Consider the following 26,003-nt stretch of genomic DNA (forward strand, 5'->3'; position numbering starts at 1 on the left):
TCGAGGTTGGCCTGCTGACAGCAGGTTGGCAGCAGGACAGCGCTTTAGCGGCGAATACGGGCGCGGGTTTCCAGATCGCTGATCCGGCGCTCCAGATAGGCGCGGTCGTCCGACGACGGCTGGATGCGACTGTAGGCGGCCTCGAGACGGGTCAGGTCGCCCAGCTCGACGCGGATCTGGGCCTGCACCGTGCTGCCGAGGCCGGAAGACGACAGGGCGCGGTCGATGTTGTTCAGGCGGGTGCGGTTGTCGAGGTAGCCGCTGTTCCCGCCGCCGATCGGGCCGTCGCCGACGCGGGCGTCGAGCGCATCGAGGCGGCTGTCGAGATCATCCCGCTCCGTCGCGGTCAGGCGTCCGTCACGCAGATATCCGGCCTCGACGCGGATCAGGTCGGAATAGTCGGCCTTCAGGCGGGTCCCTTCGGTGCGGGTCAGGCGGCGGGTGCGCACGGCGGCATCGACGCGCGCCTCGAAGTCCGCGCGACCGTCCGCGACGCTGCTGCGGCCCGAGGAATAGTCCGAGCCGCCAGCTTCGACGCGCTGGGAGAACTCGCGATACCGGGCGACCAGATCGGCGCGCTCCTGTGTCGTCACCCGGCCGTCGGCGGTGTAGCGGGCCTCGAGATCGACCAGATCCTGATACTCGTCCCGCAGGCGGCGGGCCTCATTGCTGGACAGACGACCGGCGCGGACATCGGTGTCGAGCCGGGTCTGGAACTGGGCGCTCTGGTTGGACAGGGGACGGCGGCCCCGGCTCCACTCCGCCTCCAGCGAACTGGACACGCCCAGACGGTCGCCGAAAAGGGCTCCCAGAATGGCCCCGAAGGCGTCCTGCTGCTGGGTCGACTGCGGCTGTTGGGTGGAGCCGTAGGGTGTCTGGGCCATGGCCAGCGGAGCGGCAGCCAGCACGACGGCGCCTGCGGCGATGGCGGACAGATATTTGGCGGAAGGCATCAGGTCATCTCCGACCGTTGTTCGGGTCGGGGAAACGACGCCGCCCGACGATGGTTGCCTTACGCCCCGGGTGAAGGTCCGAAAGCCGCGAGCCATGATCGCGGACTCGGGGCAGGATGCAAGGATGCTGCTGACCGTCTCCACCCTGCCCTCCCCGGTCGGCCCGCTGGCTCTGGCCTGCGATGCGGAGGGGCGGCTACGCGGGGTGTCGTTCGGCGAGGGGCTGGCCAAGGTGATGCGGCGGGAATACCCGGACGTCGCGCTGGTTGACGGAGAGACGCCGGAGGCTATGCGGGTGAGGCTGGACGCTTATTTCGCGGGAGATCAGGCGGCGCTGGGGTGTATCCCGTGGTCGCTGGACGGGGCGGTCGCGGCGGACGGATTTCAGGCGCGGGTCTGGCGGGGGCTGGCGGACATCCCGGCGGGACTGACGATCAGCTATGGCGAGATGGCCAGACGCGCGGGCGAGCCGGGCGCGGCGCAGGCGGCGGGCGTGGCCCTGAACCGGAATCCGATCGCGGTGGTCCTGCCCTGCCACCGGGTCGTCGGCGCGGACGGCGCCATGGTCGGCTTCGGGGGCGGGCTGGAGCGCAAGACCTGGCTGCTCAGGCACGAAGGCGCCCTGCTGCTCTGACCGCTTGACTCATGTAACCCACAGGTGACATGTAACCCGTAGGTGACACGGGAGGCGACACCATGACGGAAACAGACTGGAAGGCGCAGGAGCGGCGGCGCGAGCTTCGCTCCCGCATCGCGGTCGCGATCTTCTGCCTGGGCATGTTCTCGGCCGTTCTGGCGGGCCTGTTCTGGCATGAGGACGGTCTCGATCCCGCGCGCCTGCTGGCCGTCGCTACGGTGGTCGGAGCAGTGGTGGCGGTCGCGGGGCTGGGCGGCCTGATCGCGTTTCGCCCGGGCGAGGCGCAGAAGCGACTGGCGCAAAGCGGCGGCTATCGGGACCGGTTGCAGCGCGACTGGGTGGCCCGGATCAACTTCCTGCCGGTGGCCATGCTGGGCCTCACCGTGATCGCCATGGCGCGGGCCGATGAGTGGCTGAGCGGCGAGGACCCGAGCTTGAGCGGCGTGTTTCTGGCCGCGGCGGCGGTGCTGAACGTGCTTCTGATCCCGGTGATGATCATGGGCTGGGACGGCGGCTCGCGGAAGCAGAAGCGGCTACTGGAGGACGAACTGACCCGCAGCTACCGCGCAGACGCCATGATCCGGGCCTTCTGGGTCCTGCTGGTCGGGGTGATGGGTCTGTATCTGGTCGGCCTGTGGAACCCGCGCGTGACGGTGGTGGCGCTGCCGATGGTGCTGTGGATCGCCGCGGCGACAGCGGCGATGCGCTTCGCCGCCCTGCACCGCCGCGCCGAGCGAGAGATGGAAGACGATGGCTGATCCCCGACTGGCGTCCCGTCTCAAGGAGGCGCGGCAGGCGGCGGGTCTGACGCAGGCGGAACTGGCCGAGAAGGCCGGGGTGTCGCGCAAGACCGTCAACACCGTCGAGAACGGCGTCTTCATACCGTCCACCATCCTCGCCCTGAGCCTCGCGCGGGCGCTGGATGTGAAGGTCGAGGACCTGTTCTGGCTGACGGATTGAAGAGAGGGATTAGGGATTAGGGATCAGGGACCAGGGATTTAGCTGACCGAGCAGTCAGGCTTTCATTCTGCCCACTTCGCCAATCCCTAATCCCTAATCCCTTCTCGTCCTCACAGCGGGCAGCTAGACCGCAACCATGACCGCCCTTCCCCTGTCTGAAATCCTGATCCTGCTGGCGGCGCTGGCCGCGGCGGGATTGGCGGGCGGCGTGGTCGCCGGGCTGTTCGGCGTGGGCGGCGGGACGGTGATCGTGCCCGCTCTGTTCTATGCGTTCGAGGTGCTGGGCGTCGGGGGTGAAAGCAACCTGCACGTCGCGGTCGGCACATCCCTGCTGACCATCGTCGCGACGTCGCTGAGGTCATTGAGGGCGCACCGCAGCCACGGGGCCGTCGATGAGGCGGTGCTGAAAAGCTGGACGCCCTGGGTGGGGCTGGGCGGACTGGTCGGCGCAGGCATCGCGGGCGTGGCCTCGATGGAGGGGCTGGCCATCGTCTATGGCGTCTGCCTGGTCCTGATCGGTCTGCAACTCGGCCTGCTGCCCGAGCGGTTCACACTGGCGAAGGACCTGCCGACCGGCTGGCTGCGCCGGATCGTCGGCACGGCCATCGGCGGCCTGTCCGCCATGATGGGGATCGGCGGCGGCAGCTTCGGCGGGCTGGTGATGACCCTGTGCGGACGGCCGATCCATCAGGCGGTGGCGACCGCATCAGGCTTCGGCGTGGCCATCGGCGGCGCGGCGGCGCTGGGCTTTCTGGTGTTCGGCTGGGGCGCCGCCGGGCGTCCGCCGTTCAGTCTCGGCTACATCAACATCCCCGCCGCGATCATCATGGGCGTGCTGACCACGGCGGTCGCGCCCTGGGGCGCCAGACTGGCGCACAGGCTGCACAAGCGGGTGCTGCGCAAGGTGTTCGCCCTCTACATGATCGGGACGGCGCTGTCGGTGGTCCTGAAGGCGATCTGAGAGAGATCAGGGCGTCAGGGTCAGTGCGGCCGGAGTGGCGGTGAAGCTGGACAGGCGGCCGAGATAGCTCATACCGAGCAGCGAGTGGGGCAGCCCCTCCGCCACCACCAGAGCCTCGACATTCTCGACACGGGCGCCGGATACGGACACGGACCGCAGGCGCACAGGGGCGGCGGCGACCGGCCCCGAGGCGGTGACAAGCTTTGCGTCGAAGTCATCCGGCTTCAGCCCGAGCCCCAGGCGCACGGCGTCCTCCTTGGTCAGGACCATGACGCTGGCGCCGGTGTCGACCATGGCGTGGATGGCGCGGCCGTCGATCCGGACATCCGCCCAGTAATGCCCGTCCGGCTCCTTGAGAACCTGCGCCGGACCGCCGGTGGCGGGGGCGCTGATCGCGGCGGACTCGGCCGCCTGCGCCTCGTTGCGCAGACCGCTCTGATCCATCCACCACAGGACGGTCAGGGACGAAGCGACGGCGAGGCCCAGCACACCGAGAGAGGACAGGTCGAAACGCATCAGGACGCGCATCCCGCAACTACCGCCGCTTCCTGCGGCTGCCCCCTCTGTCCCACAGAGCGATTGGGATGCGGTGAAGGAGGATGGTGGACAGGGGGTTAAGCTCAGACCGGCCCCAGCTTCGCCGGATCAATCCGCGAGCGGCGGGACGAAAGCTGGGTCATGATCTCCGCGCGGCGTTCATCGCTCAGGGCGCTCCAGCCGCCGATCTCCTGCAGGGTGCGATAGCAACCCAGGCACAGCCCCGTCGGGCCGTCGACGATGCAGACCTTCACGCAGGGCGTGGCGACCGGTCGTTGAGGCTGTCGGGGAAGGTCGGACGGGTTTGATGACATCTGCGAGAAATATGGTCCGCTACCGGAGTAAAAACACTTGCAATCCGCGCATGATTATCCTACCTTCACCATGACGCGAAACGACTATGACGGTGAGACCCCCGATCAGCACGACGTGTCTCTTTTCATCGTTCAACGAAAGGAGACATCACAGATGAACGATAAGGACCGCAACCTGCAGCACGCCATGATGAGCTTTGCGCTCTGGGGCGGAATGCTCGTGAACACGAAACACACAAACGGCGCCGGCGATCGCGTGATCAGCCACCCGTCCAATTTCGTGCCGATCAAGATCGACAGGGCGCGCCGGTAAGGCGAGACCCGGATCCGAAGAACAGGAAAGCCCCGGCCCGCAAGGTCCGGGGCTTTTGCTTTGTGGCGAGTTTGCGGGTTGGGCCGCGGCGGACAAGCGACTACTGAGTCAGACCCGGGACCTGACCCGCTCGCCACTCGCCACCGTCTCATGACCCTGATCCATATCGAACGTCGCGGCCCGATCGAGCTTTGGACGCTGAATCGCGCCGACAGGCTGAACGCCCTGCCCGATCCCGGCGACGGCGCCGCCTTCGCCCGCGCCTGCGAGGCGGTGAACGCGGACCGCGCGGTGCGCTGTGTGGTGCTGACCGGCGCCGGGCGCGCTTTCTCGGCAGGCGGCGATCTGAAGGCCATGCGGGATCGGTCGGGCGCCTTCGGCGGGACAGGGCCGGACATCCGCGAAAGCTATCGACGTGAAGTGCAGCTGATCGTGCGCGCCCTGTACGGGCTGGAAGTTCCGCTGGTGACGGCGGTGAACGGGCCGGCGATGGGGCTGGGTGGCGACATCGCCGGGCTGGGCGACATTCGCATCGCGTCCGAACAGGCGTCGTTCGGCGCGCCCTTCCTGCGGCTGGGCATTCTGCCGGGCGACGGCGGCGCCTGGCTGCTGCCGCGCAACGTCGGCTACGCCCGGGCGGCGGAGATGCTGTTCACGGGCCGCACGGTGGATGCACGAACGGCGTATGACTGGGGCTTGGTCAACCGGGTGGTCCCGGCCGCCGACCTGCTGGACGAGGCGATGAAGACCGCAGGCGAAATCGCCGCGCAGGCGCCCCACGCCCTGCGTATGACCAAGGCCCTGCTGCGTCAGGGGCGCGACGCGACCTTTGACCAGATTCTGGAGATGACAGCCGCCATGCAGGCGCTGGCCCACCTGACCGACGACCATGCCGAGGGCATCGCCGCCGTGCTGGACAAGCGGAAGCCGGAGTTCAGGGGGCGGTAGACGCCTGAACTCTGGCGACCCTGAGCGCCGCATCGGTCGTGGCGATGAAGCTGTCCAGCGCCGCCCGCATGGTGCGCTCGGCCTGATCCAGAGCTCCGGAGCCGACTGAGCCGCCGCCGGGCTCCAGCGAACGGACGAGAGCGGCCGTGGCCGCGGCCTCGAACACCATCGACATCCGGCGCAGACTGCCGGCCGCGTCGCTGATCACCAAACAGGCCGTCTGGGTGGCCGCCAGCCGGAGCATGGCGTCACCGGTCCGGTCGGACGACGCGAGCAGGGCCTGAAGGATCGCCTCGTCCGCGGAGGCCTTCGCGTCAGGCACCGTCGGCGCCCTCGCCCGAACGCGGAGCCGCCGACGGCGGCGGCGTGAGCCCGCTGGACCGATACAGGGCGATCACACCCTGGGTCGTCGCAGCCTGGGCCATGATGTTCTGGTTCTGCTGAGCGGTGACCGCGTTCTCGAACATGATCCCGAGCGAGTGAGCGGCTGATTGGTACAGTGAGCCCAGAGCCATGGCCGGGGCTTCGCCCACGACCTTCACATTGGCCTGGGTGACGGCGTCGGTGATCTGGGAATTAACGGACGTGGGATAGGCCATGGTCGGGTCTTCCGATGAAAGGGCGTCAGGGATGTCACTGGCGTCAGGCGTGTCCGGAAGCGGATCGGCGTCCGTGGGTCCGGGCGCCCCGGCAGGAGCGGGCGCGGCGCGGCGGCGAGGCGGCATCGGCCGGCTCCGTCAGGCGGGCTTGTCAGCCGCGGGCGCGACCGGAGCCGCGGTCGCATCCAGGCTGTAGATCTGCATCACGCCCTGAACGGTGGCCGACTGGGCCAGAACCGCCTGCTGGTTCTGGCTGGAGACCGCGTTCTCGAACGCCAGTCCGGTGGAATGCGCCATGGTCTGGTAGAGATTACCCATGGCGACAGCAGGGGACTCGCCCAGAACCTTAACATTGCTCTGGGTGATCGCGTCGGTAACCTGATCGTTCACTGAGGTCGGGAAGGCCACGGCGTCTCTCCTGTGAAGCTTGAGAGAGCGCACATTACGACGCCCGCAAAGATTGTACAGAAATTAAAAACCGCCGCTATCCGAGAAGAGTCTTAACGCCCCGCCCGCGCCGGCCCCAGGCCAAGGGTGAGGGCGAAGACGCCGAAGCAGATCAGGCTGGACAGGGTCAGCGCCGCCACGGGCGACACGTCGATCACCAGCGCATAGGCCGCCGGGGCCACCGCTTGCAGATACCGCGCGGGGGTCAGGACCAGCGCCTGCCGGACCGCGTACCGATCCGGGCCGAAAACGTGCAGCGGCAGAACGCCGGACGCCACGGAAAGCATGCCGTTGCCCAGCCCCTGCCCCACCGCAAGCAAGGGCGCCAGACGCGCACCCCCCGCGACGGCCAGCGCCGCTCCCAGAGGGTGAAACAGGGACGCGATGCGGACGGTCAGCACCGGATGCGAACGGTGCAGGACGAGCAGATCGAACAGGCGGGCCGCGACCGCGCTGGCGGCCGTCAGCCCCGCCGCCCAGGCCGCGTGGACCGGGTTCAGTCCCAGATCACCGAGCAAACGCGGCAGATGTGCGCCCATGGCGGTCGAGACCATCCAGCCGCCCGCGAAGACGCCCGCGATCTGGATCATCCGGCGGTCCCACAGGACCGGCCGCGCCCGGTCCGCCTTCGGACAGGGAGCCGATGCTCGATGGCCGGGCAGCAGCAGCACCGTCAGCGGCAGGCAGACCAGCAGATGGGCCGTCGCCCAGACCAGACAGGCGGTGCGCCAGTCGGCGGCCTCGATCACCATGCGACTGACCGGCCAGCCGAGACCGCCGCCCAGCGCGCCGATCAGGGACACGGCGGTGATCGGCCGCCGGGCCGCCGCCCCGTGGATCTGGACCAACAGGGCGAAGGCCGTGCCGTACATCCCGATGGACATGCCCAGCCCCAGCAGGGCGACCCCGGCCAGCAAGACCGCTCCTGACGGCGCGCAGGCGATCAGCGAAAGGGCTCCGGTGAAAGCCAGATGCGCCGCGCCGAGCACGCGCCGCCCGCCCCGCCGCTCGATCCAGCGCCCGCCGAACGGGGTCAGCGCCGCGGAGATCAGAAAGGCGACGGACAGGGCGGCGAAGACGGCGGATGCGGGCAGATCGAAGGCGCGCGCCATCGGCTCCCCCAACACGCCGAGCAGGTAGTAGCTGGAGGCGAAGGCCACCATCTGACCAAGGCCGAGGATGGGAACCACGAGGAAGGTGCGAACGGACATGGCGCTGGATCGCGGGATTGCTCGTCCGGCGAAAGCGACATATCCGCGTTGCCATGTTCGAAAACCTCACACCCCGGAGCGGCCTGCCGTCACTTAACGGACTGAGGGCGTTCGAGGCCATGGGGCGGACCGGCAGCGCCACCCGCGCGGCGCAGGAGCTGAACGTGACCCACAGCGCGGTCAGCCGTCAGGTGAAGGCGCTGGAGGCGGCGCTGGGCGTTCGCCTGTTCGAGGGACCGAAACACGGACTGCGGCTGACCGAGCAGGGGCGCACGCTTTTGGCCGGGCTGACCGAGGGCTTCGACAAGCTGGCCGCCGCTGTCGGACGGATCCGGGAGCGCCGCGAACTGCGTCTGGCGGTGCATCCCAGCCTGGCCGTCAAATGGCTGGTGCCAAGGCTGGCCGATCTTGAGTCGCGCCACCCCGAGATCGTGCTGCACATCACCGAACTGGAGAACCGGGCGCTGAAGCAGAGGGGCGCCGATCTGGCGCTCAGGCACGTCGATGCGGCGATGCGCGACACACCCGGGCTGGAGGTTCTGGCGGAGAACCGGGTCGGACCGGTCTGCGCACCGGCGCTGGCCGCCTCGATCATGACGTCGACACGGCTGATCACGCGCACCCGCGAAATCGCCTGGGCGGAATGGAGCGAACTCAGCGGGCAGGCGCAGCCCGGAGGCCGCAGCCGGGTCCTGCCGCATCAGCATGTGGTGTTGGACGCGGCCCTGGCGGGGCTGGGCGCGGCGGTGCTGCCGTGGATGATCGTGGCGGATGACATCGCCGCGGGACGACTGGTCGCCCCGTTCGGCTTCGTTCCCAACGACGGGGCGCTGGCCCTGATCCGGAACGGCGGAGAGCCGGACAGCGCCGAGCGGACCCTGATGCGCTGGCTGAAGGATCAGGCGCGCGCGACGCACGCCTGATCCCTGAAGTCATCAGCCCTGACGGGCGGGCGCCTGCATCGAGCGGTTGGCCGGCACGCCCACCGAAGGCGTGCGCGACGCACCGGCGGTCTGGCCCGGCTTCATGAACTTCACCAGCACGCGCTGACCGATCAGCAGGGGCGCGTCACCGGCCGAAACCACGACCTCCACCACGCGCTCGTCCGAACGCTGCGAGGGATCGTCCGAGGCCAGTTTGCGAGCGCCGAAGACGGCGGCGCGACGCATGACCGTACCGACATAGACCTTGGACGGATCACCTTCCGGCGTGATCTCGACCTGCTGACCGTCGGCGACGTTCGGAATGTCGCTTTCCACGATTTCAGCGCGGGCGATACGCGGCGCGTCGGGCTCCAGATCAAACATGTTGGACACGTTCAGGGTCGAGGCGCCGGCGCCCGGGTTGGCGTAACGGCGCACGATGCGCCCGGCCGAGGGCGAACGGATGATCGTCAGTTCGACGTCATAGGCAGCCTGATCGCGACGGGCGCGAGCGGTCTGGACCGTCGCCTGCTGCGAGCCGAGGCGGGCTTCGGCCTGGGCGATGGCGTCGCGGGCCTGATCGAGGCGTTGGGCCGCGACGAAGTTGGTGGCGGCCAGACGCTCCATGCGCTCGTACTCACGACGGGCGGCGCGGATGTCGACCTGGATCAGGCGCAACTGGCTCTCGGCCGAGGCCAGATCGGCGTTGGCGGTCTGCAGGGCCAAGCGGGGCTCGTCGTCTTCCTGACGGGCGAGAATCTGTCCGGCGACGACACGGTCGCCTTCCTGCACCAGCACCTCGCGCACGACCCCGCCGCGACGGGCCGCGATCTGGATGATGCCGCCCTCGATATCGACCTTGCCGTTTGCGATGGCGGCATACGGGCTTTCAACCTTCTCGGCGGCGGCCTTCTCTTCCTCGGCCTTCTTCGCCTTGGCGTTACCTTGCAGGACGAGGAACCCGACCACGATCAGGATGACGCACGCCAGGCCGATCCAGAGCCATTTGTTTTTGAGGAAGCGCATAATGTTTCTCGGTCCGGAAAGGGCGTTCAGTGCGACGCCAGGGCGGCGTCAGGATTGGGGGTTCGGCGCTCGTCACTGGTGATGACGCCGTCTTCGATGTGGATGACCCGGTCGGCCCAGGCCTCGAGGCGTGGGTCGTGGGTCACGCAGATGACCGCGGCGCCGTGCTCGGTGGCGGCGCGACGCAGCAGGCGGATGACCACCTGACCGTTCTCGCCGTCGAGCGCCGATGTCGGCTCGTCCGCGAACAGGATGTGCGGGTCCTTGGCGAGGGCGCGGGCGATGGCCACGCGCTGCTTCTCACCACCGGACAGGGCGGTCGGACGCTGGTGCAGGCGGTGGCCAAGGCCGACCTCCTCCAGCGCCAGCCGGGCGCGCTTCTTGGCATCACCCTTGGACAGCCCCTGAAACTTCAGCACGATCTCGACCTGCTGCAGGGCGCTCAGGGCCGGGAACAGGTTGAACCCCTGGAAGATGAAGCCGCAATGATCGAGGCGGAACCTGTCGATCTTGCTCGTGGAGAAGCTCCACAGATCATCGACGTCCAGTGCATCGACACGGCCCTCCTCGGGACGCAGCAGGCCGGACAGGGCGGCGATCAGGGTCGATTTGCCCGACCCCGACGGCCCCATGACCATGGTCAGATCGCCGTGGCGCGCGTCGAAATCGACGCCCTTCAGCACCTGCACAAAGCTTTTGCCCGACTTGAATCGCTTGACCAGACCCTTGGCCTCGATGGCGAAGTCGCCGTGCTTTCCGTGAACCTTGGTATGGCCGGTCATCGCAGCAGGTCCGCAGGTTGGCTGTTCTTGAGAATGCCGAGCGACAGCAGGCCGGACAGCATGGCGATGATGATCAGACCGCCGCCGACGATCAGCAGCAGGCCGAACGGAAGGGCGATGATGACGGCGTTGGCCATCGCGAACAGCGAGATCAACCAGGTCAGGAAGATCGCCGCGACCACCCCGACGCAACCGACCCAGAAGCTGAGCTCCATAACAATGCGACGCAGGCTGCCCATGCCGACGCCAAGGGCGCGCAGCGAGGCGAACTCCTTGATGTTGGCCATGATGGCGCCGCGCAGGGTCTGCCAAGTGATGGCCACGCCGATAATGGTGCCCAGCACCACGCATCCGCCGATGATGATGACCAGAATGCCCTCCTGGAACATGGCGCCGGCGTTGGCGTCCGCCAGCTGCTGACGGGTCCAGGCCTTCCACTGGCCGTCGCCCTGGACGTTCAGCTCATCGGCCACGCGCTGGGCCTGAGAGGGATCGGACAGCTTGACCATCAGCGGACCGACGCGCGGTCCTGTATCGGCCTGCCCGACCATGCGCAGCGTGTCGCGCGACATGATCACGGTGGCCTGCATCATGTTCGGGTAGCCACGCGTAATGCCCACCACGGTGACGGTTTGCCCGTTGTACAGCGCCCGGTCGCCGAGCTTCACGCCCAGCTTGCTGGTCGCGGTCTCGTCGATGGCGACGGTGTAGGGCTGACGCAGGGCGTCGACCAGTTCCTGCGAATAGTCCGTCGGAATGGTCACCGAGCCGGGCGTGGTATCGATGACCATGGACTGCACGAACTGCTGCCGGGGCGCGCCCATCTTGGCGCGATCGGCCTGGGACATCGTGGGATCGACGTTCTTCACCGACTGGAAGGAACCGCCCGCGCCGTCCAGCGGCTGGACCTCCACCACGGCCGGATTGCGATAGGCCAGGGGGATAAAGCGACGCGGCACGCCCGACGGTCCGCCGATCAGGCTGGTGGCGCCCGGCTGCATGATGATGATGTCGGCGCTGGAGCGCTCGATGGTCGCGGTGAAGCCCTTGCCGATGCCGATGAAGACACCGGTCATCGCCAGCACCAGCAGACCCGACAGCGCGAGCGCCATCACAGCCGCCATGTAGCGGCGCCATTCGTACAGGAGGGTTGAGAGTGCTAGCGACATGAACTGTGACGTATCCCCGACGTTGGTCGCTATGTGACCGCCCCTGTGGTTGTGGCCAAGTTAAATCGGGGTAAGGCGATCACCGTTCAGGCAGGACCCGCGCGGGAAACCGTGGACGACCGGCGGAGACTGGCGCTAGGTACGCGCCAAGAGGGCCGGCGAAGAGGGTCGAGCCCAGAGGAGACCACTTCATGCTGTTCCGCTCGTTGCGTTCCGCCGTTCAGGCGACCGCGTCCATCATCGCCGTCGGCGGCGTCATGGCCATCATGGCCGCGCCGGACACCGCCCGGGCGGACGAAGGCATGTGGACCTATGACAACTTCCCCATCGCGACGGTGAACCAGCGCTACGGCACCCGCATCGACCAGCAGTGGCTGGACCGCGTGCGCAACGCCTCGGTCCGCATCCAGGGCTGCTCGGCCTCCTTCGTCTCGCCGGAAGGCCTGATCCTGACCAACTGGCACTGCGTCGTCGGCTGCTCGCAGGAACTGTCGACGCCCAGCGAAGACCTGGTGAAGAACGGTTTCCTGTCGGCCACCCGTGAGGAGGAGCGCCGCTGCCCCGGTCAGACCGCCGAGGTGCTGACCGAGATCGTGGACGTCACCGACCTTGTTCTGGCGGCCGGCGCGGGCCTCGAAGGCGCGGCCTTCAACACCGCGCGCTCGGCCGAGATCAACAAGATCCAGCAGGAAGCCTGCGCCGGCGATGCGAAGTTCAACTGTCAGGTCATCAGCTTCTACCGCGGCGGTAAGTACGCCCTGTACAAGTTCCGCAAGTACGACGACGTCCGCCTGGTCTTCGCGCCGGAAAATCAGGCCGCTTTCTTCGGGGGGGATCCCGACAATTTCAACTTCCCGCGCTACGCTCTGGATGCCGCCTTCCTGCGCGCGTACGAGGACGGCAAGCCGGTTGAAGTCGGCAACAACTATCTGCGCTGGAACCCGAACGCTCCGGCCGAAGGCGACGTAACCTTCGTGTCGGGCAATCCCGGTTCGACCTCGCGCCTGCTGACCATGAGCCAGCTGGAGCGCCTGCGCGATCAGCAACTGCCAATCACCCTGATCCAGAGCTCGGAACTGCGTGGTCGCCTGCTCGAGTACTCGCTGACCGGCGATGAGGCGAAGCGCGTCTCGTTTGACCCCATCTTCGGCCTCGAGAACAGCTTCAAGGTCTACTACGGCCAGCAAGGCGCCCTGACCGACCCGGCCTTCATGGCCCGCAAGCGTGAGGAAGAGAACGAGCTGCGCGCCCGCGTCGCCGCCGACCCCTCGCTGGTGCAGCGCATCGGCGATCCGTGGGCCGACCTGGAGCGCGTGCAGGGCGTCGCCCGCGACCTGTACCTGCCCTACCGCCAGCTGGAGCAATCGGCCGGCGGCGGTTCGCAGCTGTATTCCTACGCCCGCGCGATCGTCCGTGCGGCCAAGAACACCAACCTGACCCCTGAACAGCGCGCCCGGATGTCCGCCGCGATCTCGGCCGAAACGCCGATCTACACGGACATGGAAGAAATCCGTCTGCGCTACTGGCTGTCGAAGACCCGCGAGTATCTGACGGTCGACAATCCGCAGGTGAAGGCAATGCTGGGACGCGAAAGCCCGGAAGCGTTGGCTGACCGCCTGATCTCGGGCACCAAGCTGGCCGACCCGGCCTTCCGCGCCCAGGCGCTGACCATGACCGCCGAACAGCTGGCCGCCGCCGATCCGCTGCTGGCCTTCGTGCTGGCCAACGACGACGCGGCCGCCGCCGTCGGCGCCCGCTGGAACGCCGAGGTCAACGCCCCCACCGCCCGCGCCGCCGAGAAGGTCGCCCAGGCCCGCTTCGCGGTCTACGGCACCAACCTGTATCCGGACGCCACCTTCAGCCTGCGCCTGTCTTACGGCCAGGTGCAGGGCTGGACCTACCGCGGCGTGACCGTGCCGCCGTTCACCTACATGGGCGGCCTTTACGAGCGGGCCACCGGTTCGGAGCCGTTCAACGCGGCCCAGGCCTTCATCGACAACGAGGCCCGCGTGAACAAGGCCACGGTCTATGACTTCACCTCGACCAACGACATCATCGGCGGCAACTCGGGCTCGCCCGTGATCAACGCCAACGGTGAAGTGATCGGCGCCGCCTTCGACGGCAACATCCACTCGCTGGGCGGCTCTTTCGGCTACGACGGTGAACTGAACCGCACCGTCTCGGTCTCGACCGCCGCGATCACCGAAGCGCTGCGCAACATCTATCCGAGCCCGCGCCTGCTTCAGGAACTGGGCGTCGACCGTCCGCAACGTCGCCGCCGCTAAGACCGGCGCGACATCGTCGTACCTTCGAGGGGGCCGTCCGCACTTGCCGGGCGGCCCCTTCTGGTTTCATGGTCCGCGCAACAACGGGGCGCCCTGTCGCCCGCCCGGAGTTCTGTCATGCGCTACACCCCCGCCCTCGTCGCCGCCCTTCTGACCCTCGCCGCCGGGTCCGCCGCCCCGACCCTGGCCCGGGCTGAAGAAGGCATGTGGACCTTCGACAACTTCCCCATCGCGCGCGCCAACCAGACACTGGGCACCAACATTGATCAGGCGTGGCTGGACCGGGTGCGGTTGTCGTCGGTGAAGTTCGGCGGCTGTTCGGCCGGTCTGGTGTCCGCCAGTGGTCTGGTGATGACCAACAACCACTGCGTCGCCACCTGCGTGGCCAACCTGTCGACGCAGGAAACCAACTACGCCGAGACCGGCTTCACCCCGCGCAGCCGCGAGGAAGAGCTGAAATGCCCGGGCGGGACGGCCGAGATCCTGACCGACATCAGCGACGTGACCCAGCGCATGCACGCCGCCGGCGCCGGCTTGACGGGTCAGGCCTTCACCCGCGCCCGTGACGCCGAGGCCAGTCGTATCGAGCAGGAAGCGTGTGGCGACGCCACCGACAAACGCTGTCAGGTCGTGACCCTGTACCGGGGCGGTCAGTTCAAACTGTACACCTACAAGCGCTACTCCGACGTCCGTCTGGCGTGGGCGCCCGAGGATCGCGCGGCCACGTTCGGCGGCGATCTGGACAACTTCAGCTTCCCGCGCTTCGCCATCGATGCGGCCTTCATCCGCCTGTACGAGAACGGCGCCCCGGCCAGGACCCCGACGCACTTCAAGTGGAACGCCTCGCGCCCGGTCGAGGGCACGCCGGTCTTCGTCTCGGGCAGCCCCGGCGCGACCCAGCGCCTGCTGACGCAGGACCAGCTGTTCAGCGTTCGGGACGTGGTCCTGCCCATGGATCAACTGATCGCCTCCGAACTGCGCGGCCGCCTTATCCGCTACTCTGAGGAAGGCGAGAGTCAGGCGTTTGAGGCGATGGATCCGATCGTCTCTATCGAGAACACCTACAAGCGCGGCCTGGGCCGCATGCGCGCCCTTACCGACGCCAACTTCATGCGCATGAAGGCCGAGGCGGAAGCTGACTTCCGCAGCCGCGCCGAGGCCGGTGTCGGCGCCGACAATCCCTGGACGACGCTGACGGGGATTCAGCCTGTTCTGCGCGAAAGCTATCCGGCGTATGCCCTGCTGGAAGGCGGCACCGGGATCGGAACCACGCCGGTCGGCGGCGGCTCGCAGCTGTTCCTGTGGGCGCGCACGCTGGTGCGCGGTGCGCAGGAGCGCGGCAAGCCGTCGGCCGAACGTCTGCCCGAGTTCGCCGACAGCCGCCTGGCGGGCGTGCAGAGCGGTTTGTTCGCCGAGCGTCCGGTCTATCCGGGTCTGGAGCAGGTCCGCATGGAATGGTGGCTGTCCAAGACCCGCGAATGGCTGACGGTCGACAACGCGAACGTCCGCGCCCTGCTGGGTCAGGAATCGCCCGAAGGCCTTTCGGCCCGTCTGATCGAGGGCACGACGCTGGCCGACCCGGCGGTGCGTCGCGCGCTGTGGGAAGGCGGGCTGGCGGCCATCGAGGCTTCGGATGATCCGCTGATCCAGTACCTGCTGCGCATCCAGGAGCCGACCCGCGCGGTTCGCGCCGCTTGGGAAGAGCAGGTGCAGGCCCCGACCGACCGCGCCTCGGAACGCCTCGCCGCCCTGCGCTTCGAGACCTATGGCGACACCGTCTATCCGGACGCCACCGGCACCCTGCGCCTGACCTACGGCCAGATCGAGGGGACAGACGTTCCGGGACAGCGGTTCGGCGCCTTCACCACCTTCGACGGCCTGTGGGACCGCGCGACCGGCGCCGCCCCGTTCGACGTGGCGCCGAAGCTGCTGGCCGCGCGCGACCGGATCGACCGATCGACCGTGCTCAACATGGCCGTGTCCTCCGACACCATCGGCGGCTCGTCGGGCAGCCCTGTCGTGACGGCGGCGGGCGAGATCGTGGGGGCGAACTTCGACTCCACCGTCCTGACCCAGCGCAACGCCTACGGCTATGATCGCAATGTCAACCGCTCGGTCATCGTGACCACCGGCGCGGTGACCACGGCCCTGCGCGATGTCTACGGCATGCAGTGGCTGGTGGAGGAACTCGGGGTCCGCTGAAGAGGGCTCGGTGGCTGTTGGCTAGCGGGCGACCTGCTTCGCCGTCCAGACAGAAAGAAGCCCCGCTCGGCGATCCGGGCGGGGCTTTTCATTGTCTGCTCGATGGCTGTTGCGGGACACTCGCCACTCGCAACTCCCTAGAGCTGGCTCATCTTTTGCTGGGCCTTCGAGAAATACTGCCAGCCGGTCCACAGGGTGATGATCGCGGAGAGCCAGGTCAGCGTGACGGCGAAGGTCTCGAAATGGCCCTGCCATTCCGGGGTCGTGCCGTCCGGGTTGGTCAAACCGAAGGCATCCCACAGCAGGGTCAGTTGCAGGGCCCCCAGCGCCAGCATCTGCAGGGTGGTCTTCCACTTGGCCAGCAGGGTGACCGGCAGCTTGACCTTGCCCGCGACGGTCTCGCGCAGGGCCGACACGGCGAACTCACGGAACAGGATCAGGCCACAGGGAATGGCAATGCCCGGCAAGGAGCCCGAGGCCAACACGCCCAGAATGGCGCCGGTGATCAGAACCTTGTCGGCGATAGGGTCGAGAATGGCGCCCCAACGGGTGGTGGCGTGCCAACGGCGTGCCAGGAAGCCGTCGACCCAGTCGGTCGAGGCCGCGACGGCGAAGATCCAGAACGCCCAGACTCCGAAGCTGAGTTGCTGTTCGGGCGACAGGAAGCCGTCCATGAAACCGGGCGCCGCGCCCGCCAGCATCAGGAACATCACCACGCCCGCCAGCAGGCGCAGGCCGGTCAGGATGTTGGGGATGGGATTGGCGTGGTGGGTGGGGGTCATCGCAGCCTTCCGAAAGGGGACGTCCGGTGTGCCATGCTTCGCGAGGCGAGGCGAGGCGTCAGAGAGCCGCTAGGTCAGGGGTTCGAAGCGGCCCGGTCCCTTCAACGCGCGAAGGACGCCGTCGGCTATGCCGAAATGCAGGCCGATCAGCTTGATCTGGCCCGCGGCCTCGCGTTCGGCGATCCACGGGAAGGTGCGCAGGTTATCCAGCGACAGGCGAACCACCGCCTCTTCCGCAGCCTGCCCCTGCTCGTTCTCGGACACTTCCTCGCAGACCCGGCGCACGACAGGCGCGCCCTGCGCGACCCAAGGGGCGACGAAGTCCTGCACATTGTCCGGCGCGCCGTGGATCATGGCGTTCACCCCGCCGCACGAGGCGTGGCCCATGACCACGATGCGCGAGACGTTCAGCACCTTCACGCCGAACTCCAGCGCCGCCGACACCCCATGCAGATGACCGTCGGGCTCATACGGCGGAACCAGATTGGCGACGTTGCGCACCACGAACAGCTCGCCCGGCGCGGCGTCGAAGATCAGGGCCGGATCGGCGCGGCTGTCGGAACAGGCGACGATCAGGGTATGCGGCTTCTGCCCCTTGGCGAGCGCTTCATATTCGGCGCGGGCCTCGGGCCAGTGGTCTTTGCGGAAGCGGCGATAGCCGGCGGCGATCTGGTCGGTCATGGGGGCGGTATAGGCGATCCGCTGCGCTTGGGGGAGAGGGTGACGTTCGACCCCGTCAGCGCCCCCTGCGCCCCTGCCCGTCGATCAGGACCGCCTGCTGCCACGGGCTGGGCGCCTTGTCGGTGCGGTGGATGCAGCCGACCCAGCAACAGGGCCGTTTCTTGCCCTCCCGCAGTTCCTCGGCTGTTCGGACGATGCGCCGCTGACGCGTGGCGGGCTGTTTGGCGTCCTCGACCCAGCAGATGAACTCGTTGCGGCCCAGCGGCGTCAGCCCCTGCCACAACGCCAGCACCTCCGGATCGGTCTGCAGGGCGGTCCTCATGTCTTCGCCCGCGACATGGACCGTGCCCTCCGCGAACTCGCTCATGCAAACGCCCTTCCCGCTCGACGCCCTATCCTACCCCCCGGCGCCCGGGCGGAAAAACCCGTAAATTCGTTCGGCCAACGCCTGACTTACACCATCGACCTTGACCAGATCGGCGACCGAGGCGCGACCGACGCCCTTGGCGGAGCCGAAGGCGTGCAGCAAGGCCTTCTTCCGACCCGGACCGACCCCTTCGATCTCGTCCAGCGGGTTCTTCTTGATGTCCATCGAACGCCGCTTGGCGTGGGCGCCGTTGGCGAAACGGTGCGCCTCATCGCGCAGACGCTGGACGTAATAGAGAACCGGCGACTTCAGCGGCAGCATGAAGGGCGGTTTGCCGGGAATAAAGAAATGCTCCTTGCCCGCGTCGCGGTCCGGTCCCTTGGCCACGCCCACGGCCACAATGTCGTCCAGCCCCAGATCGGCAAGCACCGCCTGCACCTCGGCCAGTTGCCCGGCGCCGCCGTCGATCAGCAGCAGGTCGGGACGGTCGACCTCCTCGCCCTCGTCCTCATCCTTCACCAGACGACTGAAGCGACGGCGCATGACCTCGCGCATCATGCCGTAGTCGTCGCCGGGGGTCAGTTCGTCGCCCCGGATGTTGAACTTGCGGTACTGGTTCTTGAGGAAGCCCTCGGGTCCCGCGACCACCATGCCGCCGACGGCGTTGGTCCCCTGGATGTGGGCGTTGTCGTAGATTTCGATCCGCTCCGGACGGCTCTCCAGACCGAAGGCCTCGCACAGCTCATCAAGGATTTTCGACTGGGCGGAGTTCTCGGCCAGCTTGCGGCCCAGCGCCTCGCGGGCGTTGGTCAGGGCGTGATCGACCAAGGCCTTGCGGTCGCCCCGAGCGGGCTTTTCGATGCTGACGACCCGGCGGCCGTCATCCAGCTTGGCCTTCATGGAGAAGGCCTCTTCCAGAAGTTCCTTCTCATGCGGGATCACATTGGACAGGATCTGCCGGGGCACCGGCTTGTCCTCGTAGAACTGGCCCAGGAAGGCGGCCAGGATTTCCGGATCGGTATCGGTCCGGTCCACGCGGGGGAAGTAGGCGCGGCCGCCCCAGTTCTGACCGCCCCGATAGAAGAAGACCTGCACACAGGCCTGACCGCCATCGGAGTACAGGGCGAAGACATCCGCCTCGGCCACGCCCTCGGCGCTGACCGAATTCTCCATCGAAATGGCCGACAGGGCGCGGATGCGGTCACGGACACGGGCGGCCTGTTCGAAATCCAGATCGTCCGAAGCCGCCTGCATCTCGGCGGACAGCCGCCCGATCACCGCGCGCGACTTGCCGCGCAGGAAGGCCTCGGCCTCATCGACCAGACCTTCATAGTCCTCCAGCGAGATCAACCCCGTGCAGGGCGCCGAGCAGCGCTTGATCTGGTGCAGCATGCAGGGTCGCGTCCGGGTCTCGTAGACGCTGTCCGAACAGGACCGCAGCAGGAAGGCCTTCTGCAGGGTCGTCAGGGTCCGGTTCACCGCCCAGGTCGAGGCGAAGGGGCCGAAATAGTCGCCCTTGATCGTGTGCGCCCCGCGGTGCTTTCGAACCTGCGGCGCCCGGTGATCGCGACGGATCATCAGTTCGGCGAAGGACTTGTCGTCGCGCAGCACCACGTTGAAGCGGGGCTTCAGTTTCTTGATGAAGTTGGATTCCAGCAGCAGGGCCTCGGTCTCGGACGCCGTGACCACCAGCTCCATCGAGCGGGTCAACGAGACCATCAGGCCGATGCGCTGGGTATGGAACCGCCCCTGCGCATACTGAAGGATGCGCTTCTTGATCGACCGCGCCTTGCCCACATACAGGCAGGCCCCGTCTTCGCCGTACATGCGATAGACGCCCGGCTTGTCGGGCGCGCGGCGCGCCTCATCCCTGATCAGGTCGGCGGCCTGCAAGGGCGAATCGGTGGCGGGCATCTCCTCGGTCATCGGGCGCAATATAGGCGTCCCCGCGCCGCCGCGAAGCGTCAGCAGTCGATCAGAACCGACGAACCATCACGACGCCCGCGATGACCAGCGCCACGCCGGCCATGCGGCCGAGACTGATCGGGTTCTGCGGCGTGCCGAAGGCGCCGAAATGGTCGAGGATCAGGCCGATCAGAAGCTGCCCCGCCACCATCAGGGTGATGGTCAGGGCGACGCCCAGACGCGGTACGCCCCAGGCGGCGGCGACCACGAAGATGGCGCCGTACAGACCGCCGATCCATGCGTACCAGGGCAGGGCGCGCGCGGCGGTCAGGTCCGGCTTGGCCTGCAGGATCATGGCGATGATGCCCAGCGCCGCCGTGCCGACCGCGAAGGAGACGAAGGCCGCGTTCACCGGCGAGCCGACGGCGGTCATCAACTTCGCATTGGTCGGCGCCTGAAGCGCGGTGGCGCCGCCGGCGAAGACGACAGCGATCATGGACAGCAGCATCGGGTTCATGCCGCCATGGCTATCACCCTTGTCGACGGCGCGCACCGGGTCTCAGCGACCGAGAATGAACCGGACGGCGCGTTCTCCCTCCGCGTCGCCTGCCTGACCGAACTCGACATTGATGTCGCGGTGGCTGTCGTCCGGAGCGACGATGACCTGCGCCTGACCGCCCGCGCGAGTCAGGGCGGCGGCCAGCGCCTCGCTCTGGCCCCGGGCGTCATCACGGCTGGAGATGTAGAAGATCAGATAGGGCGGATAGCGCACGCCCGCCCGGACAAGCAGGGTCGGCGACAAGGCCGCGGCGTTGTCGCCGAAGGCTTCCGAATAGAGATTGCCCAGGAGGCGTCCGGCGGGCCCGTTTCCACGGTCCCCGGTGGCGTCATAGCCCGCGCCGTCCAGCAGAATCACCCCCGCCAGATCGGACGGCTGAAGCCCCACACCGGCCAGATAGGTCGGATCGGCCCCGACCAACGCCGCCAGGTGGGCTCCGGCGGAATGGCCCATCAGGAAGAGCGGGCGGCCCGGATGGGTCCGCTTCAGCGCCACGACGGCGGCGGCGACGTCCTGCGCCTGCTCACGCGGCGTGACCTGGGGCACCAGTCGATAGCCGATGGAGGCGAGGGTTAGCCCGTGCCTTTGGGCGTACTCCGGCAGGCTGTGCACCATGGCCTTATCGCCCATCGACCAGCCGCCGCCGTGAATATAGGCGAGCACCGGTCCCGTCCCGGCTCCGGCGTAGAGATCATAGGCCTGCTTCGGATCGGAGCCGGTCGAGATCGAGGTGTGCGGGGCATTGGACCGGCCGCTCTCGACGGCGCGATCGGCCCGACGGCGGCGACGATCCCCCCGACGCGGGCGGTCCTGTGCGGCGGCCGTTCCGGCGGCGAAGGCGGCGGCGAGCCCGATCATCAGGGCAGTGCGGCGATGCAGTTCACGCATGGTGTGTCTCCTGAAGCCCCCGGAGTCTCCAACGCCAAGCTTGGCCGGTTCCGTCGCTACCAGTGCGGCGTCGCCTCAGCCTCGCCGAACACCTCCGCCAATCGCGCTCGCGTCGAACGATGCGCGTCCTCGGGCAGGGCGGCCGGATCGAACCAGCCGATCTCGGCGATCTCCCCATGGCTGGAGCGCTCCGTCATCGTGAACCGGTCCATCCGGTAGACCAACACATGGTCGCCCCGGAAATAACGCTCGTTCGAATGAACACTGACCAGAACAGGCCGCCCCTCGACGATCAGACCGGCCTCCTCGCGCATTTCCCGGATCAGGGCGTCCTCGGCCGTCTGCCCCCGCTCGACCCCGCCGCCGGGCAGCCACCAGCCGTGGACATAGGTGTGCTTGACCAGCAGCACCCGCCCCTCGCCGTCCACCGCAACCCCACGCACGCCCAGCGTCATCCCCCGCGTCGCCCGCGAGAAGGCGAAGAACAGGGGTCGGGTAAAGGGTTCGATGCGCGTGCGCCAAGTGGTCATCCGGCGACGATAGGCCCTGATGCGTTCTTGAACAGCAGGGCCGGTGCCTTTATTGCCGGTCGCATCAAGGAGCTTTCCATGCTGGCCCTCTACATCATCCTCGGCTTCGTCGTCGTTCTCGGCGTCATCAACTTCATCGAGTTCGGCCGGGTTGACTAAGCCCGCCGCTGATCGCGGCGCCGCTCTGGTCACCGGCGGCGGCAAGCGGATCGGCAAGGCGATCTGTCTGGAGCTGGCCCGCGCCGGCTTCGACGTTGTGATCCATTATCGCGGATCGAAGGACGCGGCGGAGGCCGTGGCCGATGAGGTGCGCGCCTTGGGCCGCCGGGCGGCCACCGTACAGGGCGACCTGTCTCTCGAAGCCGAAGTACGCGGGATCGTCCCCGCCGCCGTCGAGGCCCTCGGCCCGCTGACCGTGCTGGTGAACAACGCCTCGGTGTTCGAGGATGACCGGGTCGGTGCGCTGGAGCGCGATATCTGGGACGCCCACATCGAGACCAATCTGCGGGCGCCTATCGTCCTGTCCGAGGCCTTCGCGGCCCGGGCGCCCGACGGCGGCAGCATCGTCAATCTGCTGGATCAGCGGGTTCTGAAGCCCGATCCCCGCTTCTTCTCCTACGCCCTGTCGCGCAACGGCCTGTGGTGGGCGACGCGGACGATGGCGCAGGCCTTGGCGCCCCACATCCGGGTGAACGGCGTCGGTCCCGGGCCGACCCTGCCCTCCATCCATCAGAGCCCCGAAGACTTCGCCGCCGAGGCCGCCGCCGTGCCCCTACAGAAGGCCGGAAGTCCTGAGGCCGTGGCCGCCGCCGTGCGTTGGCTGGTTGAAGCCGACCTCGTGACGGGCCAGATGATCGCCGTCGACGGGGGCCAGCATCTGGCCTGGCGAACCCCGGACATCGTGGAGTAGCCCGTGGCAGCCCCGTCCCCCCTCCCCTTCCCCGTTTCCGGCGCCCCGGTGCGCGAGGGCCTGACCGTCTTCGTCCGCGGGCTCGAAGTCGCCGCAGGCATCGGCGTCTATGATCACGAACAGGGCCGCCTGCAGCGACTGGTGATCGACGTGACGCTCGAGATGACGCCCGCGCCGATCGAACGACTGGGCGACACGATCAACTACGAGACCGTCGCCGAGGCTGCTCGCGCCATCGTGGCGGAAGGCCACATCGGGCTGGTCGAGACCTTCGCCGAACGGCTGGCGCTGGCCATGCTCAAGGACGCGCGTGTCCGCCGCTGCGCCGTGCGGATCGAAAAGCCGGGCGCGCTGGGCGGCGAAGCGGTTCCGGGCTGCGAGCTGGTTCTGGCCCGCTAGACGCCGGGTCGATCAGGACGCCACAGGTTGCGCCGCGCGAACGGGGCCGTCATACCTGACGGTGGACTTGAAGGACCTCCGATGGCCGAACCGGGCGATCCGCAACACCCTGATGATCATGACGATCATGTCGGTTTCTCTTCCGCGGCCTCGCTGCAGGGCCGCGCCCGCGAGGTCGCGCCGGAGCCCGAGCCGGAACCCGAACCCACGCCGGATCCCGAACCGGCGCCTGTCACCGCCATCAAGCCGGAGCGTGAGCCGGACCTGTTCGACCCGGCCCCGCCGCGCCCGGTGATCGAGACGCCCGAACCCGTGATCCCGCCGCCCGCGCCCGAGGCGGCGCCGAAGCCGAAGTCGCGTCCGGCCTCCGCCGATTCGATCTTTGAACCCTCGCCGGGCTTCACCGGCCGTTCGAAGGATCGGGAAGAGGTCCGCGATCCCCCCGGCGGCGGCACGGGCCTGTACTCGGTTTATGCGCTGATCCTGCTGGCCGTACCGACGGTCGGGGTGTCGGCGATGATCGCCCTGCTGGCTGTCACAGGCCGTCCCGGGCCGGAAGACGACCTGTCCCGCTCGCACTTCATCTTCCAGCAGCGCACCCTGTGGGCCGCAGCCATCGCCGTCATGGCAGGCGTGATCCTGCTGGCGGCTCCGTTCGGTCTGGGCGTGCCCCTGCTGTTCCTCGCGGCGCTGTGGGTGGTGCTGCGCGGCGCCGTCGGCGTCTGGACCCTCAAGGCCGGCAAGCCCGTCGCCCGCCCACGCGGCTGGTGGATTTGAGGCCTGATTTCGGGAACGCGAAGCCGATCAGCGGATTGCAGCCGTGACGACCGGCGAAGACCGGTCAGGAGTGTCCCATGACCATCTTACGCGATGTCCGCGCCGAGCAACGTTTTGAGCAGGGCTTCACCGACGCCGATGGACAGGTGCGGCTCGTCTTCGCCGACTATGCGGTTCAGGGCGATACGCGCGTGATCCTGCATGTGGAGGCCGATCCCGCCCTGCGCGGCGGCGGCGCGGCGGGCCGGTTCATGCAGTCATTGGCCGCTCACGCGCGGAACGAGGGCCTGAAGCTCCAGCCGCGTTGCAGCTATGCTGTGCTGTGGCACAGACGCCATCCGGAATACGACGACCTGCTGGCGTAGGCCTCGCCGCCCGGAGCGCGGCGGCGGCGTCAGATCACCCGGCTGACGATGGCTTTCAGGGTCTCGGACTTCGACGGCAGGTCCGAGGCCAGACGCCCGGCGATCTCGCGCGCGCCGACCGGATAGGCGTCGCCGCCTTCGGCGATCTCCTTGGCCATGGCGGCGGCCTGCATCAGGACAGCCTCCAGAGCCTCGACCTGCTCGACCGCCAAGGCCCTGGCCTCAAGCTGAAGCCGCTTCACGCGATCCGCGGTGCTCTCGGGCCGGCGCATGAGATCATACACCTCGGCTTCGGCCTGAACGAGGCGCAGATCGGGCTGGGCAGGCGGGGTGCGCTTGGGCATGGCGGTCTCTCCTGACCAACCAATGCGGGCTGAGTCCGCGAGGTTCCCGTGTTGACCGAGCCCGGTTTCACAAAAGCGGGGCCGTGACTTTCTCGCCTCAGGTGAGTTCCGGTCAGGCCGCGTCTTCGCGGGCCTCGAAGCGGGCCTCGGCTTCACGAACCGCCTCGACAGCCCGGTCCACGACGTCAATCCCCGCGCCCGGCTTCACGCTTTCAACCGTCAGGATACGGCGGAAGGCGCGGGCGCCGGCGCGGCCGTGCATGACGCCCAGTACATGCCGGGTCATGTGCGCCAGATGCACCCCCTCCTCCAGCCGGGCGACCAGATAGGGACGATAGCGTTCCAGCGCCTCATACGCGTCCACGTCCGGGGTCGTGACACCGAACATGCGGCGGTCGGCCTGCCCCAGCAGCGCGGGCTCGTGATAGGCGGCCCGCCCCAGCATGACGCCGTCCAGTTGGATACCGTCATCGGCGGCCATGTGCGCCTCGGCCTCGTCGAGATTGGCGATGCCGCCGTTGATGCTGATCGACAGATGCGGACGCTCGCGCTTCAGACGACGCACCAGCGCGTAGTCGAGCGGCGGTACGTCCCGGTTCTCCTTGGGCGACAGCCCCTTCAGCCAGGCCTTGCGGGCATGGACGATGAAGGTGTCGATGCCCACGGCTGCGCTGGCGTCGACGGTGGCGAACAGGCTGACCTCGGAGTCCTGATCATCGACTCCGATGCGGCATTTGACGGTGGCCGGGACCGAGACGGCGCTTTTGATGGCCGCCATACAGTCAGCGACCAGCTCCGGCTCACGCATCAGGCAGGCGCCGAACTTGCCGGACTGGACCCGGTCCGAGGGGCAGCCGACGTTGAGATTGATCTCGTCATAACCGTACTGCTCGCCGATGCGGGCGGCCTCGGCCAACTGGGCGGGGTTCGAGCCACCGATCTGAAGCGCCACCGGATGCTCGACATCGGCGAAGCCCAGCAGCTTGTCGCGGTCGCCGTTCAGCACCGCCGGAGCCGTGACCATCTCGGTGTACAGCAGGGCGCGGCTCGACAGCGCGCGATGGAACGCCCGGCAGTGCCGGTCGGTCCAGTCCATCATCGGGGCCACGGACAGCCTACGGTCGAGGATCTTCGACATGGTGTGGGGTTTGAGCGTTCAGGCGGGAGGTCAGGAGCGCGCTATATAGGCGAGACCGTCCCGAAACGCGATGTTCGCCCCGAAAGGCGCG

At 68.0% G+C, this 26,003-nt stretch carries 33 protein-coding genes; 14 read left to right on the top strand and 19 right to left on the bottom strand.

Annotation, left to right across the window (positions count from 1 at the left end; translation table 11 throughout):
* Positions 1–44: 44 nt before the first annotated feature.
* Positions 45–953 (bottom strand): hypothetical protein, encoded by a 909-nt coding sequence (locus FKQ52_RS13155; RefSeq protein ID WP_141627601.1) that lies wholly within the window; start codon positions 951–953, stop codon positions 45–47.
* A gap of 94 nt (positions 954–1,047) precedes the next feature.
* On the opposite strand from FKQ52_RS13155, the gene FKQ52_RS13160 reads away from it, so the two are divergent.
* The 4 genes from FKQ52_RS13160 to FKQ52_RS13175 all read left to right on the top strand — a co-directional run bounded on the left by FKQ52_RS13160 (position 1,048) and on the right by FKQ52_RS13175 (position 3,511).
* Positions 1,048–1,587: a methylated-DNA--[protein]-cysteine S-methyltransferase gene (locus tag FKQ52_RS13160; protein WP_240811652.1), complete on the top strand. Its 540-nt coding sequence runs from the start codon at positions 1,048–1,050 to the stop codon at positions 1,585–1,587.
* A gap of 62 nt (positions 1,588–1,649) precedes the next feature.
* Positions 1,650–2,348 carry a hypothetical protein gene (locus FKQ52_RS13165; protein WP_141627602.1) on the top strand — a complete coding sequence of 233 codons (699 nt, stop codon included), beginning with the start codon at positions 1,650–1,652 and terminating at the stop codon, positions 2,346–2,348.
* On the top strand, positions 2,341–2,550 hold the full coding sequence (locus tag FKQ52_RS13170; RefSeq protein ID WP_141627603.1) for a helix-turn-helix transcriptional regulator: 210 nt from the start codon (positions 2,341–2,343) through the stop codon (positions 2,548–2,550). The genes FKQ52_RS13165 and FKQ52_RS13170 overlap by 8 nt, the downstream gene beginning before the upstream one ends.
* Positions 2,551–2,686: 136 nt before the next feature.
* Positions 2,687–3,511: a sulfite exporter TauE/SafE family protein gene (locus FKQ52_RS13175; RefSeq protein WP_141627604.1), complete on the top strand. Its 825-nt coding sequence runs from the start codon at positions 2,687–2,689 to the stop codon at positions 3,509–3,511.
* Between the two features lie 6 nt (positions 3,512–3,517).
* Here FKQ52_RS13175 and FKQ52_RS13180 read toward each other — a convergent pair whose 3' ends face one another.
* Positions 3,518–4,039: a TIGR02281 family clan AA aspartic protease gene (locus tag FKQ52_RS13180; protein WP_240811653.1), complete on the bottom strand. Its 522-nt coding sequence runs from the start codon at positions 4,037–4,039 to the stop codon at positions 3,518–3,520.
* A gap of 92 nt (positions 4,040–4,131) precedes the next feature.
* The gene (locus tag FKQ52_RS13185; RefSeq protein ID WP_141627605.1) at positions 4,132–4,362 is read right to left on the bottom strand and encodes a DUF1289 domain-containing protein; all 231 of its coding nucleotides are present in this window, start codon (positions 4,360–4,362) and stop codon (positions 4,132–4,134) included.
* A gap of 154 nt (positions 4,363–4,516) precedes the next feature.
* Between FKQ52_RS13185 and FKQ52_RS16485 the strand changes: the two genes are divergently transcribed.
* Both FKQ52_RS16485 and FKQ52_RS13190 read left to right on the top strand, forming a co-directional pair.
* Complete coding sequence (locus FKQ52_RS16485) at positions 4,517–4,675, top strand: hypothetical protein (RefSeq protein WP_168196861.1); 159 nt, start codon at positions 4,517–4,519, stop codon at positions 4,673–4,675.
* A 150-nt stretch (positions 4,676–4,825) separates the two neighbouring features.
* Positions 4,826–5,623 (top strand): crotonase/enoyl-CoA hydratase family protein, encoded by a 798-nt coding sequence (locus tag FKQ52_RS13190; RefSeq protein WP_141627606.1) that lies wholly within the window; start codon positions 4,826–4,828, stop codon positions 5,621–5,623.
* Here FKQ52_RS13190 and FKQ52_RS13195 read toward each other — a convergent pair.
* The 4 genes from FKQ52_RS13195 to FKQ52_RS13210 form a co-directional block, all read right to left on the bottom strand.
* The gene (locus tag FKQ52_RS13195; protein WP_141627607.1) at positions 5,610–5,945 is read right to left on the bottom strand and encodes a hypothetical protein; all 336 of its coding nucleotides are present in this window, start codon (positions 5,943–5,945) and stop codon (positions 5,610–5,612) included. The genes FKQ52_RS13190 and FKQ52_RS13195 overlap by 14 nt on opposite strands.
* Positions 5,938–6,348, bottom strand: coding sequence for a RebB family R body protein (locus tag FKQ52_RS13200; RefSeq protein ID WP_240811654.1), 411 nt, complete (start codon positions 6,346–6,348; stop codon positions 5,938–5,940). The genes FKQ52_RS13195 and FKQ52_RS13200 overlap by 8 nt, the downstream gene beginning before the upstream one ends.
* A gap of 12 nt (positions 6,349–6,360) precedes the next feature.
* Positions 6,361–6,630, bottom strand: a complete 270-nt coding sequence (locus FKQ52_RS13205; RefSeq protein WP_141627608.1) for a RebB family R body protein — start codon at positions 6,628–6,630, stop codon at positions 6,361–6,363.
* A 92-nt stretch (positions 6,631–6,722) separates the two neighbouring features.
* Positions 6,723–7,880, bottom strand: coding sequence for an MFS transporter (locus FKQ52_RS13210; protein WP_141627609.1), 1,158 nt, complete (start codon positions 7,878–7,880; stop codon positions 6,723–6,725).
* A 53-nt stretch (positions 7,881–7,933) separates the two neighbouring features.
* Between FKQ52_RS13210 and FKQ52_RS13215 the strand changes: the two genes are divergently transcribed.
* Entirely contained in the window at positions 7,934–8,803 is an 870-nt protein-coding gene (locus FKQ52_RS13215) for a LysR substrate-binding domain-containing protein (protein WP_240811655.1), read from the top strand.
* Positions 8,804–8,815: 12 nt separating this feature from the next.
* On the opposite strand, the gene FKQ52_RS13220 is transcribed toward FKQ52_RS13215, so the two are convergent.
* Genes FKQ52_RS13220 through FKQ52_RS13230 form a run of 3 tightly spaced genes read right to left on the bottom strand, consistent with a single transcriptional unit; the run spans position 8,816 to position 11,780 of the window.
* Entirely contained in the window at positions 8,816–9,832 is a 1,017-nt protein-coding gene (locus tag FKQ52_RS13220; protein WP_141627610.1) for an HlyD family secretion protein, read from the bottom strand.
* Between the two features lie 23 nt (positions 9,833–9,855).
* Positions 9,856–10,611, bottom strand: a complete 756-nt coding sequence (locus tag FKQ52_RS13225; protein ID WP_141627611.1) for an ABC transporter ATP-binding protein — start codon at positions 10,609–10,611, stop codon at positions 9,856–9,858.
* Entirely contained in the window at positions 10,608–11,780 is a 1,173-nt protein-coding gene (locus tag FKQ52_RS13230) for an ABC transporter permease (RefSeq protein WP_141627612.1), read from the bottom strand. Before FKQ52_RS13230 ends, FKQ52_RS13225 begins: the two co-directional genes overlap by 4 nt.
* 191 nt (positions 11,781–11,971) lie before the next feature.
* On the opposite strand from FKQ52_RS13230, the gene FKQ52_RS13235 reads away from it, so the two are divergent.
* The gene (locus FKQ52_RS13235) at positions 11,972–14,065 is read left to right on the top strand and encodes a S46 family peptidase (protein WP_141627613.1); all 2,094 of its coding nucleotides are present in this window, start codon (positions 11,972–11,974) and stop codon (positions 14,063–14,065) included.
* A gap of 117 nt (positions 14,066–14,182) precedes the next feature.
* The gene (locus tag FKQ52_RS13240; RefSeq protein WP_141627614.1) at positions 14,183–16,267 is read left to right on the top strand and encodes a S46 family peptidase; all 2,085 of its coding nucleotides are present in this window, start codon (positions 14,183–14,185) and stop codon (positions 16,265–16,267) included.
* A 137-nt stretch (positions 16,268–16,404) separates the two neighbouring features.
* Here FKQ52_RS13240 and pgsA read toward each other — a convergent pair whose 3' ends face one another.
* From pgsA to FKQ52_RS13275, 7 genes are all read right to left on the bottom strand, one after another.
* Positions 16,405–17,049, bottom strand: a complete 645-nt coding sequence (gene pgsA / locus FKQ52_RS13245; RefSeq protein ID WP_141627615.1) for a CDP-diacylglycerol--glycerol-3-phosphate 3-phosphatidyltransferase — start codon at positions 17,047–17,049, stop codon at positions 16,405–16,407.
* Positions 17,050–17,118: 69 nt separating this feature from the next.
* On the bottom strand, positions 17,119–17,730 hold the full coding sequence (locus FKQ52_RS13250; protein ID WP_141627616.1) for a carbonic anhydrase: 612 nt from the start codon (positions 17,728–17,730) through the stop codon (positions 17,119–17,121).
* 55 nt (positions 17,731–17,785) lie between these two features.
* Positions 17,786–18,097 (bottom strand): YdeI/OmpD-associated family protein, encoded by a 312-nt coding sequence (locus FKQ52_RS13255; protein WP_141627617.1) that lies wholly within the window; start codon positions 18,095–18,097, stop codon positions 17,786–17,788.
* 30 nt (positions 18,098–18,127) lie between these two features.
* Positions 18,128–20,023 (bottom strand): excinuclease ABC subunit UvrC, encoded by a 1,896-nt coding sequence (gene uvrC, locus FKQ52_RS13260; RefSeq protein ID WP_141627618.1) that lies wholly within the window; start codon positions 20,021–20,023, stop codon positions 18,128–18,130.
* Between the two features lie 49 nt (positions 20,024–20,072).
* Entirely contained in the window at positions 20,073–20,555 is a 483-nt protein-coding gene (locus FKQ52_RS13265; RefSeq protein WP_240811656.1) for a DMT family transporter, read from the bottom strand.
* Positions 20,556–20,561: 6 nt separating this feature from the next.
* Positions 20,562–21,449, bottom strand: a complete 888-nt coding sequence (locus FKQ52_RS13270) for an alpha/beta hydrolase (protein WP_240811657.1) — start codon at positions 21,447–21,449, stop codon at positions 20,562–20,564.
* Positions 21,450–21,505: 56 nt separating this feature from the next.
* Positions 21,506–21,979, bottom strand: coding sequence for an NUDIX domain-containing protein (locus tag FKQ52_RS13275; protein ID WP_141627619.1), 474 nt, complete (start codon positions 21,977–21,979; stop codon positions 21,506–21,508).
* 27 nt (positions 21,980–22,006) lie between these two features.
* Here FKQ52_RS13275 and FKQ52_RS16790 point away from each other — a divergent pair, with 27 nt between their 5' ends.
* The 5 genes from FKQ52_RS16790 (at position 22,007) to FKQ52_RS13295 (ending at position 24,430) form a co-directional block, all read left to right on the top strand.
* Positions 22,007–22,138 carry a hypothetical protein gene (locus tag FKQ52_RS16790; protein ID WP_255431408.1) on the top strand — a complete coding sequence of 44 codons (132 nt, stop codon included), beginning with the start codon at positions 22,007–22,009 and terminating at the stop codon, positions 22,136–22,138.
* Entirely contained in the window at positions 22,131–22,889 is a 759-nt protein-coding gene (locus FKQ52_RS13280) for an SDR family oxidoreductase (RefSeq protein ID WP_141627620.1), read from the top strand. Before FKQ52_RS16790 ends, FKQ52_RS13280 begins: the two co-directional genes overlap by 8 nt.
* A gap of 3 nt (positions 22,890–22,892) precedes the next feature.
* On the top strand, positions 22,893–23,288 hold the full coding sequence (gene folB, locus FKQ52_RS13285; protein WP_370450963.1) for a dihydroneopterin aldolase: 396 nt from the start codon (positions 22,893–22,895) through the stop codon (positions 23,286–23,288).
* Between the two features lie 81 nt (positions 23,289–23,369).
* Positions 23,370–24,065, top strand: a complete 696-nt coding sequence (locus tag FKQ52_RS13290) for a hypothetical protein (RefSeq protein WP_141627621.1) — start codon at positions 23,370–23,372, stop codon at positions 24,063–24,065.
* A 77-nt stretch (positions 24,066–24,142) separates the two neighbouring features.
* Positions 24,143–24,430 (top strand): GNAT family N-acetyltransferase, encoded by a 288-nt coding sequence (locus tag FKQ52_RS13295; protein WP_141627622.1) that lies wholly within the window; start codon positions 24,143–24,145, stop codon positions 24,428–24,430.
* A 29-nt stretch (positions 24,431–24,459) separates the two neighbouring features.
* Here FKQ52_RS13295 and FKQ52_RS13300 read toward each other — a convergent pair whose 3' ends face one another.
* Together FKQ52_RS13300 and dusA are read right to left on the bottom strand one after the other, a co-directional pair.
* The gene (locus FKQ52_RS13300; RefSeq protein WP_141627623.1) at positions 24,460–24,774 is read right to left on the bottom strand and encodes a hypothetical protein; all 315 of its coding nucleotides are present in this window, start codon (positions 24,772–24,774) and stop codon (positions 24,460–24,462) included.
* Between the two features lie 112 nt (positions 24,775–24,886).
* Positions 24,887–25,912 (bottom strand): tRNA dihydrouridine(20/20a) synthase DusA, encoded by a 1,026-nt coding sequence (gene dusA / locus FKQ52_RS13305; protein ID WP_141627624.1) that lies wholly within the window; start codon positions 25,910–25,912, stop codon positions 24,887–24,889.
* Positions 25,913–26,003: the final 91 nt, after the last annotated feature.

This window comes from Brevundimonas sp. M20, assembly GCF_006547065.1.
Classification (GTDB): Bacteria; Pseudomonadota; Alphaproteobacteria; order Caulobacterales; family Caulobacteraceae; genus Brevundimonas.

Coding starts and splice junctions, on each gene's coding strand:
- FKQ52_RS13155 (WP_141627601.1), bottom strand. CDS start 953: ATGCCTTCCGCCAAATATCTGTCCGCCATCGCCGCAGGCGCCGTCGTG.
- FKQ52_RS13160 (WP_240811652.1), top strand. CDS start 1,048: ATGATCGCGGACTCGGGGCAGGATGCAAGGATGCTGCTGACCGTCTCC.
- FKQ52_RS13165 (WP_141627602.1), top strand. CDS start 1,650: ATGACGGAAACAGACTGGAAGGCGCAGGAGCGGCGGCGCGAGCTTCGC.
- FKQ52_RS13170 (WP_141627603.1), top strand. CDS start 2,341: ATGGCTGATCCCCGACTGGCGTCCCGTCTCAAGGAGGCGCGGCAGGCG.
- FKQ52_RS13175 (WP_141627604.1), top strand. CDS start 2,687: ATGACCGCCCTTCCCCTGTCTGAAATCCTGATCCTGCTGGCGGCGCTG.
- FKQ52_RS13180 (WP_240811653.1), bottom strand. CDS start 4,039: ATGCGCGTCCTGATGCGTTTCGACCTGTCCTCTCTCGGTGTGCTGGGC.
- FKQ52_RS13185 (WP_141627605.1), bottom strand. CDS start 4,362: ATGTCATCAAACCCGTCCGACCTTCCCCGACAGCCTCAACGACCGGTC.
- FKQ52_RS16485 (WP_168196861.1), top strand. CDS start 4,517: ATGAACGATAAGGACCGCAACCTGCAGCACGCCATGATGAGCTTTGCG.
- FKQ52_RS13190 (WP_141627606.1), top strand. CDS start 4,826: ATGACCCTGATCCATATCGAACGTCGCGGCCCGATCGAGCTTTGGACG.
- FKQ52_RS13200 (WP_240811654.1), bottom strand. CDS start 6,348: ATGCCGCCTCGCCGCCGCGCCGCGCCCGCTCCTGCCGGGGCGCCCGGA.
- FKQ52_RS13210 (WP_141627609.1), bottom strand. CDS start 7,880: ATGTCCGTTCGCACCTTCCTCGTGGTTCCCATCCTCGGCCTTGGTCAG.
- FKQ52_RS13215 (WP_240811655.1), top strand. CDS start 7,934: ATGTTCGAAAACCTCACACCCCGGAGCGGCCTGCCGTCACTTAACGGA.
- FKQ52_RS13225 (WP_141627611.1), bottom strand. CDS start 10,611: ATGACCGGCCATACCAAGGTTCACGGAAAGCACGGCGACTTCGCCATC.
- FKQ52_RS13230 (WP_141627612.1), bottom strand. CDS start 11,780: ATGTCGCTAGCACTCTCAACCCTCCTGTACGAATGGCGCCGCTACATG.
- FKQ52_RS13235 (WP_141627613.1), top strand. CDS start 11,972: ATGCTGTTCCGCTCGTTGCGTTCCGCCGTTCAGGCGACCGCGTCCATC.
- FKQ52_RS13240 (WP_141627614.1), top strand. CDS start 14,183: ATGCGCTACACCCCCGCCCTCGTCGCCGCCCTTCTGACCCTCGCCGCC.
- pgsA (WP_141627615.1), bottom strand. CDS start 17,049: ATGACCCCCACCCACCACGCCAATCCCATCCCCAACATCCTGACCGGC.
- FKQ52_RS13250 (WP_141627616.1), bottom strand. CDS start 17,730: ATGACCGACCAGATCGCCGCCGGCTATCGCCGCTTCCGCAAAGACCAC.
- FKQ52_RS13255 (WP_141627617.1), bottom strand. CDS start 18,097: ATGAGCGAGTTCGCGGAGGGCACGGTCCATGTCGCGGGCGAAGACATG.
- uvrC (WP_141627618.1), bottom strand. CDS start 20,023: ATGACCGAGGAGATGCCCGCCACCGATTCGCCCTTGCAGGCCGCCGAC.
- FKQ52_RS13270 (WP_240811657.1), bottom strand. CDS start 21,449: ATGCGTGAACTGCATCGCCGCACTGCCCTGATGATCGGGCTCGCCGCC.
- FKQ52_RS13275 (WP_141627619.1), bottom strand. CDS start 21,979: ATGACCACTTGGCGCACGCGCATCGAACCCTTTACCCGACCCCTGTTC.
- FKQ52_RS13290 (WP_141627621.1), top strand. CDS start 23,370: ATGGCCGAACCGGGCGATCCGCAACACCCTGATGATCATGACGATCAT.
- FKQ52_RS13295 (WP_141627622.1), top strand. CDS start 24,143: ATGACCATCTTACGCGATGTCCGCGCCGAGCAACGTTTTGAGCAGGGC.
- FKQ52_RS13300 (WP_141627623.1), bottom strand. CDS start 24,774: ATGCCCAAGCGCACCCCGCCTGCCCAGCCCGATCTGCGCCTCGTTCAG.
- dusA (WP_141627624.1), bottom strand. CDS start 25,912: ATGTCGAAGATCCTCGACCGTAGGCTGTCCGTGGCCCCGATGATGGAC.